General features: G+C 59.2%; 11 protein-coding genes. 5 read left to right on the top strand and 6 right to left on the bottom strand.

Annotated features, from left to right (window positions below; genetic code table 11):
- Positions 1 to 89: 89 nt before the first annotated feature.
- Positions 90 to 1,526, bottom strand: a complete 1,437-nt coding sequence (locus AGR13A_RS17025) for an NAD-dependent succinate-semialdehyde dehydrogenase (RefSeq protein WP_035221419.1) — start codon at positions 1,524 to 1,526, stop codon at positions 90 to 92.
- Between the two features lie 13 nt (positions 1,527 to 1,539).
- On the opposite strand from AGR13A_RS17025, the gene AGR13A_RS24990 reads away from it, so the two are divergent.
- From AGR13A_RS24990 to AGR13A_RS17000, 5 genes are all read left to right on the top strand, one after another.
- Entirely contained in the window at positions 1,540 to 2,052 is a 513-nt protein-coding gene (locus AGR13A_RS24990; RefSeq protein WP_167377549.1) for a hypothetical protein, read from the top strand.
- Between the two features lie 103 nt (positions 2,053 to 2,155).
- Complete coding sequence (locus AGR13A_RS17015) at positions 2,156 to 2,662, top strand: oxidoreductase (RefSeq protein ID WP_080837848.1); 507 nt, start codon at positions 2,156 to 2,158, stop codon at positions 2,660 to 2,662.
- Between the two features lie 9 nt (positions 2,663 to 2,671).
- On the top strand, positions 2,672 to 4,606 hold the full coding sequence (locus AGR13A_RS17010) for a putative bifunctional diguanylate cyclase/phosphodiesterase (RefSeq protein WP_080837845.1): 1,935 nt from the start codon (positions 2,672 to 2,674) through the stop codon (positions 4,604 to 4,606).
- 163 nt (positions 4,607 to 4,769) lie between these two features.
- Positions 4,770 to 5,465, top strand: a complete 696-nt coding sequence (locus AGR13A_RS17005) for an FkbM family methyltransferase (RefSeq protein ID WP_080837842.1) — start codon at positions 4,770 to 4,772, stop codon at positions 5,463 to 5,465.
- A gap of 247 nt (positions 5,466 to 5,712) precedes the next feature.
- Positions 5,713 to 6,549: an alpha/beta fold hydrolase gene (locus AGR13A_RS17000; protein ID WP_003522568.1), complete on the top strand. Its 837-nt coding sequence runs from the start codon at positions 5,713 to 5,715 to the stop codon at positions 6,547 to 6,549.
- Between the two features lie 152 nt (positions 6,550 to 6,701).
- Here AGR13A_RS17000 and AGR13A_RS16995 read toward each other — a convergent pair whose 3' ends face one another.
- From AGR13A_RS16995 to AGR13A_RS16975, 5 genes are read right to left on the bottom strand one after another with little or no spacing between them, the layout of a single operon-like run.
- Positions 6,702 to 8,084, bottom strand: coding sequence for an FGGY-family carbohydrate kinase (locus AGR13A_RS16995; RefSeq protein WP_080837839.1), 1,383 nt, complete (start codon positions 8,082 to 8,084; stop codon positions 6,702 to 6,704).
- Positions 8,081 to 8,404: an L-rhamnose mutarotase gene (gene rhaM / locus AGR13A_RS16990; RefSeq protein WP_080837837.1), complete on the bottom strand. Its 324-nt coding sequence runs from the start codon at positions 8,402 to 8,404 to the stop codon at positions 8,081 to 8,083. The genes AGR13A_RS16995 and rhaM overlap by 4 nt, the downstream gene beginning before the upstream one ends.
- Before the next feature lie 3 nt (positions 8,405 to 8,407).
- Complete coding sequence (locus AGR13A_RS16985; RefSeq protein ID WP_080837834.1) at positions 8,408 to 9,418, bottom strand: ABC transporter permease; 1,011 nt, start codon at positions 9,416 to 9,418, stop codon at positions 8,408 to 8,410.
- Positions 9,415 to 10,416 (bottom strand): ABC transporter permease, encoded by a 1,002-nt coding sequence (locus AGR13A_RS16980; RefSeq protein WP_080840264.1) that lies wholly within the window; start codon positions 10,414 to 10,416, stop codon positions 9,415 to 9,417. Before AGR13A_RS16980 ends, AGR13A_RS16985 begins: the two co-directional genes overlap by 4 nt.
- A gap of 13 nt (positions 10,417 to 10,429) precedes the next feature.
- A complete protein-coding gene (locus AGR13A_RS16975) occupies positions 10,430 to 11,965 on the bottom strand; it encodes a sugar ABC transporter ATP-binding protein (RefSeq protein ID WP_167377577.1) in 1,536 nt (511 codons plus the stop codon).
- Positions 11,966 to 12,075: the final 110 nt, after the last annotated feature.

The raw sequence follows: 12,075 nt of genomic DNA, 5'->3' as shown, positions 1-12,075 counted from the left end.
CGAGGGTAGAGATATGCAGAGAGCTAGCCCCCTCATCTGCCCCTTCGGGCATCTTCTCCCCAGATGGGGAGAAGAAATTTCGGCGCAAATCAACTCATCTGGCTGATGAAGCGGGTCTCCAGATAGGCCTGAACCGCTTCCGAGCCGCCTTCCGTGCCATAACCGGAATCCTTTATGCCGCCGAAGGGGACTTCCGGCAGCGCAAGGCCGTTATGGTTGATCGTCAGCATGCCGGCCTCGACCTGCTGGCCAAGCGCATGTGCGGTCTTGACCGAGCCGGTGAAGGCATAGGATGCAAGGCCAAAGGGCAGGCGGTTTGCTTCGGTGACGGCGTCATCGAAGGTCGAGAAGCGGTTGATGATGGCGACAGGACCGAAGGGCTCGTCGTTCATGATCTTTGCCGTCGTCGGCACATTGGCCAGAACCGTCGGTTCGAAGAAGTTGCCCTTGTTGCCGATGCGGCGACCGCCGGTCTTCAATTCGCCGCCATGGGAAACGGCGTCGCTGATGAGGCCTTCCAGCGCCGGAATACGGCGCTCATTGGCGAGCGGGCCCATGATGACACCCTCTTCGAGGCCGTTACCGACCTTGACCGCCTTGGCGGCTTCCACGAAGCCTTCAAGGAAACGGTCCGCCACGCCGTCCTGCACGAGGAAGCGGGTGGGGGCGACACAGACCTGGCCGGCATTGCGAAATTTCGACAGCGAAGTCACTTCGATCGCCTTTTCAATATCGGCGTCGTTGAAGATCATCACCGGTGCATGGCCGCCAAGTTCCATGGTGGCGCGCTTCATGTGCTTGCCGGCCAGCGCGGCGAGATGCTTGCCGATCGGCGTGGAGCCGGTGAAGGAAATCTTGCGGATGACCGGATGCGGGATCAGATATTCCGAAATCTCGGCGGGAACACCATAAACGAGACCGATGACGCCGGCGGGCACACCCGCATCCACGAAGGCACGGATCAGTTCTGCCGGCGAAGCCGGTGTTTCTTCCGGCGCCTTGACGATGATGGAGCAGCCGGTGGCAAGCGCTGCGGAGAGCTTGCGAACGATCTGGTTGATCGGGAAGTTCCAGGGCGTAAAGGCTGCGACGGGGCCGACAGGCAGCTTGATGGCGAGCTGGGAAACGCCGGTTGCGCGTGCGGGGATGACCTGGCCATAGGTGCGGCGCGCTTCTTCGGCAAACCAGTCAATGGTATCGGCGGCGGCGATGATTTCACCGGCGGACTGGGCAAGCGGCTTGCCCTGCTCGCGGGTCATCATATAGGCGATCTTGTCCTTGCGCTCACGCAGGATATCGGCCGCCCTGCGCATGATCTTCGAGCGCTCGAAGGGTGAGGTGTCGCGCCACACCTTGAAACCGCGCTCGGCGGCGGCAAGCGCCAGATCGAGATCTTCCTTTTCGGCATGGGCGATGGCACCGATGATCTCGTCGGTTGCCGGATCGGACACGGCGATCGTCTTGCCGGAAACGGCGTCTCGCCATTCGCCATCAATGAGAAGTTTGATGTCGGGATAGGTGTGCATAGGGGCTACCTTCATGATGCGGCCGATACGGCGAAATGCCGTCCGGCCCGGAGACGTGAACAGAATTTTCCTGGCCGGACGATATCCGGCATCGCGGCTCTCGCTGCGCGGAACGAATGTCTGGGTATTCCCGGCAAACAGGCTTTTCGAATGGCCGGAAACGGAAGCGACAATCTTTATATTAAGTTCCGGGCGGTATGTTTCAACCGTCCACTGCGGCAATCGCCATGATTTTTCTGTGAAATGGAACCAGTCTCCGGTCATTCCGGTTTGGCACGCATCCGGCACTGAATTTCCAATGGTCCTTACGCCGAGTTCGTGCGAATCACTTGTTTCCATCCTTAGGCGGCAAAGCGTTTGCCTCAATTCGGCCTTTGTCACGCCGGACGGATTGGTGGGAGGAGGGAAACTTGGCTGCTGCTTGCGTCATAACAGTGCGCGAAACATGAAAAAGTACAATAAGACGGAAAAATTATCCAAAGGGTTTACTCAAAACCTAGAGAAAATACGGATAAAATCTCAGTGAGGATATAACATCCATTCCTGATATATATTGCGGATGTCGGTTCCCTTGACCTTCAAAGGTTGGCGAAAACCCTCGACCCGAACGTTATCGATGGAGAAAAAGTATGAGTTTCGCCCGGGTACTTCTCAGTGCTTTCCTGTCGCTCATGTGGCTTTCCTGTGCCGAAGCAGGAACGATCGCCAAGCCGCAAGGCAAGCCGATATTAACCATATCCGGAAACATCACCAATACCAACGCGGAGGGTGCGGCGCAGTTTGACCGCGACATGCTGGAAGCGCTTGGCATGGTGACGGTGGAGACGACGACGCCCTGGCACGATGGCCGCGTCCGCTTCGATGGCGTATCTCTGGCAAAATTGATGGATGTCGTCGGCGCAAAGGGCGCTACCGTCACGGCGGTCGCGCTCAATGATTATGTCAGCACGATACCGGTTGAGGATTTTAAGAAATTCAACGTTATCCTCGCGATCAAGCTGGATGGCAATTACATGACAGTTCGCGAAAAGGGCCCGTTGTTTGTCATTTATCCCTATGACAGCGACCCGGAGCTGCAGAAGCAGACCTATTATTCGCGGTCCGCATGGCAAGTCGCCAAACTGATAGTGGAATAAAGGTGTCGTTTGCGAAAACTTGTGGCGGTGATCATCTGTTGCTTCGTCCTGGCAACGGGCTATATCGCTTTCGTCATTGCCGAGCGGCAGACCGCTCTGCAGAAATTCGCCCGCTACAACGACTCTTGGGCCGTCAGCCAGACCGTGGCGGAATATCTGCGGCTCCAGAACAAGCTGGCCGTTTTCGCGCTTAGCCCCGGCAAGATCGACCGGGACGAATTGCAGCTGCGTCTCGATATCATGCTCAGTCGGCTTGAGCTGTTGAAGCAGGGCAATCTTGGGGCTTTCATCAATGAAAAGCAGCAATGGCGGGATCTCGTAACCCAGCTCGATACGGTTCTGGCCGATATGGAGCAGCGGGTTGACCATCTGGAGCCGGCCGACGTGCCGGCTATGCTTTCGGCCATGAGTGCGCTCGATGCGCCGATGACAACGCTGGCATCGTCTTCCGTCGCTTATGACGTCAATCTGATCGACACTGCCCATGAGGATGTGCGCAAGCTGCATATCGTCTATACCGCGCTGGCCGGTGGTCTGATCCTGTGCGGCATCGCGCTGGTAATATTGCTGCTACGTCAGAACGATCTTTTGAACCGCGCGCAAAAGAGCATGCGCGGGCTGACGGATGACCTGCGTGCCGCCACCCTCGAATTGCAGGCGAAGAATGTCCGGCTGGAGCATGATGCCTATCATGATGCGCTGACCGGCCTGCCGAACCGCTCGCTGTTCCGGCAGGAACTGATCGAGCGGTTGCGCCGTTCCTTCGGGGGCAGCGGCACGACAGCCATCCTCCTGCTTGATCTCGACGGCTTCAAGGACGTCAACGATACACTCGGCCACGATGCGGGCGATGCCCTGCTTCAGGCCGTGGCGCAGCGCCTTTCGGGCATCAGCGGCGACTACGATATGGTCTGCCGCCTGGGCGGCGATGAATTCGCCGTCGTCTCCGACGATCTCAACGAGGATGCGGCGCGCCGTCTCGCCTCAAAGCTCATCGACCAGATCAGCCGGACCTATCAGCTCGGCGAGCAGGAGGTCAAAATCGGCACCTGCATCGGTATTGCCATATCGCACGGCGCCGTCGACGCGGACGAATTGTTCAAGCGCGCCGATCTGGCTCTTTATGAGGCCAAGGCCATCGGCCCGGGCCGGGCGAGCGTTTTCAAGGTCCGTATGCAAAAGCAGCTGACCGAGAAGAAATCCTTCGAGGCCGATCTGCAAACCGCGCTGCAGAACGACGAGATGGAGGTCTATTACCAGCCGCAGGTGGCGACGCAGACCCGCGAGCTCTGCGGCTTCGAGGCGCTTTTGCGCTGGAAGCATCCGGTGCGGGGCGATGTGCCGCCCAGCGTTTTCATTCCCGTCGCGGAAAGAACGGGCCTCATCCACTCGCTTGGAAAATGGGTGATGGAAACCGCCTGCCGCGAGGCGATGAGATGGGACGAGGACATGAAGGTGGCGGTCAATCTCTCGCCGGTTCAGTTCCACAGCACCAGCCTCATCCAGAACGTGATGGGCGCGCTGGAAAAAAGCGGGCTGGAGCCGAGCCGGCTTGAGCTTGAGATCACCGAATCCATCCTTCTCAACAAGAGCGAGCAGACGATCAATACGCTGACGCGGCTGAAGGATGTCGGCATCAAGATCGCGATGGACGATTTCGGCACCGGTTATTCCTCTCTCGCAAATCTGCGCGGGGTGCCCTTTGACAAGATAAAGATCGACCGGTCCTTTCTGCGCGATATCACCAGCGACCGCGATGCGCTGGCGATCGTTGAATTCGTGGTTGGTGTCGGCCGCAGTCTGCGCATGACCACGATTGCCGAAGGCATCGAGACGGAAGAGCAATATGAGTGCGTCAGACGTCTGGGATGCGATCAGGTTCAGGGATATCTGATCAGCCGGCCTTTACCGGCCAAGGAGCTGGTGGCCTGGAGTTCCGTCTGAACACGAATTGCTTCCGCTTCGGCGGAAGCGCTTCCAATTTCAGGATGATACACCGTTCAGCGCGAAAACCGATACCGGTTGTCGCGCCGATGCTGTAGACCATTCCCGGTCGGTACGGGATCATTCAGGTAAAGCGACCGGGTTTTGGGAAAAGGTTTGAGACATGGAAATACTGGACGTGCATGGAGTAGCTCTACCCCTCTCTTCCCATGAGGTATCGCCCGTCATCTGGCAGGCGCTGACCGATGGCAGCTATGAGGCGAAAGAGGCCCGCAGCGTCCTGAAAGCCATCAAGCCAGGTGACCGCGTGCTGGAGCTGGGATCCGGTATCGGGATCATCACCTCGATCATCGCCGGCATAAAGGACGTGTCCGTCTGGGCCTTCGAGGCCAACCCCTCGACGGCGGCGCTGGCAGAGCGGGTGATCAAGGCCAATTGCCGCGGTAACGTCGAGTTTTCACAGGGGCTTCTTACCGCCGACGAGCCAAGCTCCTATGCTTTTTACGTCCGCAAGGATCTCTGGATGTCGTCCATGGACGAAAATCAGGGCCCCTATGAAAAGCGCATCGAAATCTCTTCCGAGAATATCGACGAATTTATTGCAAGCAAAGGCATCACCGCGCTCGTCATGGACATCGAGGGTGCGGAACGCGATCTGCTCGGCAGGGCCGAACTTGCCGGCGTGGAGCGGATATTCGTCGAACTGCACGATCATCTTTATGGGCTCGCCGGGGTTCGCGATATCATGCAGGCGCTGACCGCCAAGGGATATGCCTATGATCCGCGCGGCTCGCGTGGTCCCTGTGTGTTGTTCTCGAAGGATGACAGCCCACGGGAATATGATCCCGAAGTAGACTGAGGCCGCGTCGAATTCACGGAACCCTCCGCCGGTCATCCCCGTTCTCACACTTGCATGAGGGCGCGGAGCGGGTCGATACGTGTGCAGGAATGGTATGCGGGTCGACAAGATAATTTCATAAACGGCAATTCAATCCCAATTATTGTTGCAATTGTTGCAACCGTTATCCTGCGTCATCATCCCTCCATCAAACCGGCGCACAACAGGCTGCGCCGGAGATGCCAACGCAACCGAAGGAGTAACGATCATGGGCTTTGTTAAGACGACAGACGGAACCGAAATCTTCTACAAGGACTGGGGCCCGAAGGATGCCCAGCCGATTATGTTCCACCATGGCTGGCCGCTCTCGTCCGATGACTGGGATGCGCAGATGCTGTTCTTCGTTTCCAAGGGTTTTCGCGTCGTCGCCCATGACCGCCGTGGCCATGGTCGTTCCGCTCAGGTTGCCGACGGTCACGACATGGATCACTACGCCGCCGACGCCTTTGCCGTCGTTGAGGCCCTCGATCTGAAGAACGCCGTCCATATCGGCCATTCCACCGGCGGCGGCGAAGTCGCCCGGTATGTCGCAAAACATGGCGAACCCGCCGGCCGTGTCGCCAAGGCGGTTCTCGTTTCCGCCGTGCCGCCGTTGATGCTCAAGACGGAGGCCAATCCGGAAGGTCTGCCGATGGAGGTTTTTGACGGCTTCCGCTCGTCGCTCGCCGCAAACCGCGCACAATTCTTCCGCGATGTGCCGGCCGGTCCCTTCTACGGCTTCAACCGCGATGGCGCGACCGTTCATGAAGGCGTGATCCAGAACTGGTGGCGTCAGGGTATGATGGGCGGCGCAAAAGCCCATTATGACGGCATCAAAGCCTTCTCGGAAACTGACCAGACCGAAGACCTGAAGAATATCAGCGTTCCGACGCTGGTGCTGCACGGTGAAGACGACCAGATCGTGCCGATTGCCGACTCCGCCCTGAAATCGGTGAAGCTGTTGAAAAACGGTACGCTGAAGACCTATCCCGGCTTCTCGCACGGTATGCTCACCGTCAATGCCGATGTGCTGAACGCCGATCTTCTGGCCTTCATCAAGGGCTGATCTTTGGGCGAAAAGAAATACGGCCTAATAGTAGGCCGTATTTCGGGATTGGTCCACAACCTGTCCCCCACACGTAACGTCATCCTCGGGCCTGACCCGAGGATGACGTTACGTGTGGGGAGACGGACGGAGGTACTTCCCACATCATGTCATCAGGCGAGTTTTGCCTTCCAAGCCTCGCGATAAGGACCAAGTCCTTCAATGACGCCCGGGGCAAAATGACGCTCGCGGCCGGCAAGCGGCCTGGTGCCGGTAAGGAGCGCGGCACCGGCGCTGGTGCCGGTGGAGCCGCTGACTGCGATCACTTCCGTATCGGCAAAACCCGCTAGCGCCTTGAGATAAAGGGCGTTGCTGGCGAATGGGCCTTCAACGAGCACTGGGCCTTTCCGCCCGATAAGCGAAAGACTGAACTCCGTCATCAGGGCAAGATAAAGCGCTACCGCTGCGTGTCTCTCGGCGACAGTGGCATTGTCGTCGCCTATCCAGCTCGCTGTTTTATCGGGGAAGGGGCCGGAACCGCTGACAATGCTGGGCAACAGCATCATGCCTTTGGCAATCACGCTTTTGAGCGAGGCCTCGATTGCTTCCTCCGGGGCATGCCCGAATTGCTGTGCCAGCATTTCATATTCCCTGCCGCCCATGAAGCGGGAGGAGGGAACGGGACGGCCGAAAGCATCGACATTCAGCAGTGTGTCACGGGTGGGATCGAGCGTGCCCGCCGCGCCGCCGATGGCGAAATTCACCACCCAGGTGCCGGTGGAGACGACCGAAAAATCACCGTCCCGGCGCAGAAGATGCGGCAGGAGCGATGCGTTGGAATCGTGGATGCCACAATAGACCGGCATATGCGGTGAAAGACCTGTTTCCATTGCCAGCGACGGGCGGATTGTTCCCAGCACATCGAAAGCGGAGCGGACCGGCGCCATCAAATGTTCGATGCCGAGACGCGCGACAAGCGAGGAGAAACTTTTCCGCCGTGGGTTCCAGAGATCCGTATGGCAGCCGAGCGAGGTTGTTTCCGTGGCCTGAATGCCCGTCAGCCGTCCCGCCCAATATTGCGCATAGGTGACGATGCTGCGCGCTCTGGAGAAGTGGTCTGGAAAGGCCGTTTTCTGGAAATGGATTTGCGCGCCAAGGTTCAGCCCGACGGGAAGCTGCGGTGAGCCGGTCTCGGCAAAATCTGGCCTGATGCCGCGATAGGCTTCTTCAATGGCTGCGGGATAGCCGTGTTCATAATCGAGCACCGGCATGGCGAGATCGCCGTTTCCATCGAGAAGTGCTGCCGAAGCGCCATGGGTGGTGATGGAAATCGCATCGAAACCGGGCTTCTGGCCGAAACGCTGAAGCGCGGAGAGAATGAAGCGCCAGAGCATTTCCACATCGTAATGCGGATAAATTCCATCACGAAGGACGGGGTTCGCCTGTTTCTCACCGACAATCTCTTCACCGCTGCCGGTGTCGATGACGACGACCTTGGCATTGGTCTTGCCGATATCGATGACCGCAACGCGGCCCGGTTTGATGCTCTCGCTCATGGCAGATGGAACACTGTCACAAGATCTTTTGCTACTGGCGAATGATCGGGATTGCTCTCCATGATATCGGCCATATGCGCCCACCATTTCTTCATCACTGGATGGTCGGGCAGTGCCGCCATGCCGTGGTTCTTCGGGCGCGTCAGCAGGCCGAACAGGATGTTGGTTTCCGGGTCGAGATGGATGGAGTAATCGCTCACACCCGCCTCGCGCAGCAGCTCCACCAGTTCCGGCCATATTTCGTCATGGCGCTTTTTATATTCGGCCTGCTTGCCGGGAAAGAGCTTCATCTTGAAGGCGTGTTTTTCAAGTTCCGGCATGGCTTAACTTCTCATGGCCCGAAGGCGGCGGACGACGATGGGGATGGCGATGGTGACGATGAGCAGCAGACCGACGAAGATCGACATGACGATACCAGGCACATTCAAAAGACCGAGCCCGAAGGTGACGAGGCCCATGACGAAAGCGGCAATGACGACGCCTGCGATGGTGCCGGAGCCGCCGAGAATGGAGACACCGCCGAGCACCACCATGGTCACCACCTCAAGCTCCCACCCTTGAGCGATGGACGGGCGCGTGGAGCCGAGCCGCGACGTGAGGCAGACGGCGGCGATGCCGCTCATCAGGCCGGTGAGCAGGAACAGGATGAACTTCACCCGCTCCACCGGAATGCCGGAGAAACGGGCGGCGAAGGGGTTGTTGCCGATCACATAGACCTGCCGGCCGAAATTGGTGGCGTGCAGCAGAATGGCGAAGAGGATGGCCATGGCGATGAACAGCACGAATTCGAAAGAGATCACCCAGAAAACGTAACCCTGACCGAAATAGGCAAAATCGGCGGGATATTTGCCATAGGCCTGATCGCCCAGCACCATATAGGAAATGCCGCGAAACAGACTCATCGTGCCGATGGTGACGACGATGGAGGGCAGCTTCAGCCCTGCGACCAGAAAACCGTTGAAGGCCCCGCACAAAAGCCCGGTGCCGATGCCGATGGCGACGAGGCCGGGCGTGCCGATCCCCATCTGCACTGCCGCACCCATGGCGGTGGAGGCGAGCGCGATGATGGCGGCGACGGACAGATCAATTTCGCCAGCGATGATCAGCAGCGCCATGGCGAAGGCGATGATCGCCTTTTCCGTGAAATTGAAGGTCGCATCCGACAGGTTCCACGCATTGAGGAAATAGGGCGAGGCCAGCGAATTGGCGATGAAGATGAGGATCGCAACGCCAAGCAGCAGCACTTCCCAACTGGCCATGATGCGGCGCAGCGGCGTGCCGAGCTTGTCTGGAATGATGCGCGGATTCTGCGCTGGTTGAGGCGTCGTGCTCATGCTGCGGCCTCCCTGGCCTGATCGCTTGCTGCGCGGTCACGCAGGATGATACGGCCTTTTCTGGCTTCGGCGCGGGCGTTGAAGACGACGGCGAGCACGATGACGACGCCGGAAATCGCCATCTGTGCGAAGGGCGAAATGCCGATGACGGGCAGGGCGTTCTTGATGACGCCGAGGAACAGCGCGCCGAGCACGGCACCCGCCACCGAGCCGATGCCGCCTGCAATCGAGATGCCGCCGATCACATTCGCCGCCACGCTGTCCAGCTCGAAACCGGCGGCGATATCGACATAGGCAACCGCATAACGCGATACCCAGAGATAGCTGGCGAGACCTGCGAGCGCGCCTGACAGCACGAAGGCGAAGAAGCGCGTGCGGCCGACATCGATGCCCGCATAGACGGCTGCACTCGGATTACCGCCCGATGCATAGGCCGAGCGGCCGAAGGAGGTGCGGCTGAGCACCAGCCACGCGCCGGCGATGATGAGGATCGCCACCCAGGAAAGCACCGGCATGCCGAGGATCATGGTGCGCGGCACGTTGAGGAAGGTGGGGGAAAGCTGGTGCGCATTCACCCAGCCGCCGCCCGAAAGCACGAAGGCCATGCCGCGATAGATGGTGAGCGTGCCGAGTGTGACGACGATCGGCGGAATGCCGAGCCACCAGACGAGCACGCCGTTGAGCGAGCCGAGAAAGGCGCCGATGCCGACCGCCATGACGATGAGAAGCGGCAGGGGAATGCCCGGGAAGGCGGCATTGGTCATCGCCACCGCCATGCCGGTGAAGGCGAGATTGGCGGCGACGGAAAGATCGATGGATTTGGTGAGAATGACCGCCATCTGGCCAAGCGCCAGAATGATGAGGATGGAGGTATCGTTGAAGATGTTGACGAGATTGCCGGGTCGGCTGAAACCGGGCGCGCGTAGCGCAAAACCGGCGATCATGACGATAATGATACCCGCCAGCAGCCATTCGCGATTTTTGAGTAGACGTTGCATGGTTTTGCCCCTCTCAGGCATTGCCGGTGGCGGCGCGCACCAGCTTTTCCGGAGAAAAATCGGCGCGTTCGAACTGGCCCGCCATCAGGCCTTCGCGCATGACGATGGCGCGGTCGGACATGCCGAGGATTTCGGGAAGTTCGGATGAAATCATGATGATGGAAAGCCCCTCGGCGGCAAGCTCGCTGATGAAACCATGCACGGCGGCCTTGGATCCGATATCGATACCCTTGGTGGGTTCATCGAGAATGATGACCTTGGGCTGGGTGGCGAGCCACTTGCCGATCACCACCTTCTGCTGGTTGCCGCCTGAAAGCGTGCCGACCGGCACCGAAAGTGCGGCTGCGCGCAGGTCTAGCCGCGATGCATATTTGCGCGCCAGCGCGAATTCATTGGCGGCGGCCAGAAAACCCTTGCGCGAGGTGCGCGTAAGCGATGGCAGCGATATGTTCTGGTAGATCGGCATGTCCAGCGCCAGCCCGTGGCGGCCGCGCTCCTCCGGCACATAAACGATGCCGGCGCGGATCGCGTCTTCCGGCGAGCGGATGGAAAGCGGCTGGCCTTCCAGCGATACCTGCCCTGAAGCCGGCCGGGTAATGCCGAACAGCGACTGGCAAAGCTCGGAGCGGCCCGCGCCGATCAGCCCGTAAAGGCCGAGAATTTCGCCCTTGCGCAGTTCGAGCGAAATATCGCGGAATTCCGTCTGATGCGAATAGTCACGGACCGAAAGAACCGTCGGACCAAGGGCGACGGCTTGCTTGGGAAAGGCGTTCGTCACGTCGCGACCAACCATCAGGCGCACGATTTCGTCCTGTGGCGTGGCTGCAAGATTGCCCGCTCCAACCATCCTGCCATCCCGGAACACGGCATAATTCTCGGCGATCTCATAAACCTCGTCGAACTTGTGGCTGATGAAGAGGATGGCCTTGCCCTGCCGCTTCAGGTTTTCGACGATGCGAAAAAGATCGTCGATTTCCTTGCGGGAAAGGGCGGCCGTCGGTTCGTCCATGATGACGATGCGCGCCTCGACCGATAGCGCCCGGGCAATCGCCACGAGGTGGCGCTGGGCGATGGACAGGTCCTTCAGCCGAATCGTCGGATCGATGGTGCTTTCGAGCTGTTCCAGCAGGGTTCTGGCGCGCGTGTTGATGGTCTTCCAGTCGATCAGACCGAAACGGCCTTTTGGCGCATGGCCTAGGAAGATGTTTTCGCCAACGGAGAGCTCGTCGAACAGCACGGTTTCCTGATGAATGGCGGTGACGCCGGCATCGATGGCGTCCTGTGCGCTGTGAAAATGGACGGGCTGACCATCGAGAAGGATTTCGCCCTCATTCGGGCGGTAAATGCCGGTGAGGATTTTGACGAGCGTGGATTTTCCCGCACCGTTTTCACCGATCAGCGCGGTGACCTTGCCGGGATAAAGCGCGATATCGACGCCATCCAGCGCTTTGACGCCGGGGAATATCTGGCTGATGCCGCGCATTTCGAGAATGGGCGTGGCGCTGGAAGTCGCTGGGATGTCTATGTTTTGGGTTTCAGCACGCATCATTCCGTCTTACCGGTCTATTTTGATTGAAGCGGCAAGGGGCACCCCCCCCTCTGCCCTGCCGGGCATCTCCCTCCACGGGAAGGGAGTCGGCGAGACGGAGTAAGACGACC

Source organism: Agrobacterium genomosp. 13 str. CFBP 6927 (assembly GCA_900012615.1).
Lineage (GTDB): Bacteria > Pseudomonadota > Alphaproteobacteria > Rhizobiales > Rhizobiaceae > Agrobacterium.
The sequence above is the reverse complement of the archived record's forward strand: the minus strand, read 5'-3'. Positions and strand labels throughout refer to the sequence as shown.

What these genes read in the sequence shown, in the direction of transcription:
- AGR13A_RS16995 (WP_080837839.1), bottom strand. Translation starts at nt 8,084, where the DNA reads ATGAGCGAGAGCATCAAACCGGGCCGCGTTGCGGTCATCGATATCGGC.
- AGR13A_RS16980 (WP_080840264.1), bottom strand. Translation starts at nt 10,416, where the DNA reads ATGCAACGTCTACTCAAAAATCGCGAATGGCTGCTGGCGGGTATCATT.
- AGR13A_RS24990 (WP_167377549.1), top strand. Translation starts at nt 1,540, where the DNA reads ATGATGCGGCCGATACGGCGAAATGCCGTCCGGCCCGGAGACGTGAAC.
- AGR13A_RS17025 (WP_035221419.1), bottom strand. Translation starts at nt 1,526, where the DNA reads ATGCACACCTATCCCGACATCAAACTTCTCATTGATGGCGAATGGCGA.
- AGR13A_RS17005 (WP_080837842.1), top strand. Translation starts at nt 4,770, where the DNA reads ATGGAAATACTGGACGTGCATGGAGTAGCTCTACCCCTCTCTTCCCAT.
- AGR13A_RS16975 (WP_167377577.1), bottom strand. Translation starts at nt 11,965, where the DNA reads ATGATGCGTGCTGAAACCCAAAACATAGACATCCCAGCGACTTCCAGC.
- AGR13A_RS17000 (WP_003522568.1), top strand. Translation starts at nt 5,713, where the DNA reads ATGGGCTTTGTTAAGACGACAGACGGAACCGAAATCTTCTACAAGGAC.
- AGR13A_RS16985 (WP_080837834.1), bottom strand. Translation starts at nt 9,418, where the DNA reads ATGAGCACGACGCCTCAACCAGCGCAGAATCCGCGCATCATTCCAGAC.
- rhaM (WP_080837837.1), bottom strand. Translation starts at nt 8,404, where the DNA reads ATGCCGGAACTTGAAAAACACGCCTTCAAGATGAAGCTCTTTCCCGGC.
- AGR13A_RS17015 (WP_080837848.1), top strand. Translation starts at nt 2,156, where the DNA reads ATGAGTTTCGCCCGGGTACTTCTCAGTGCTTTCCTGTCGCTCATGTGG.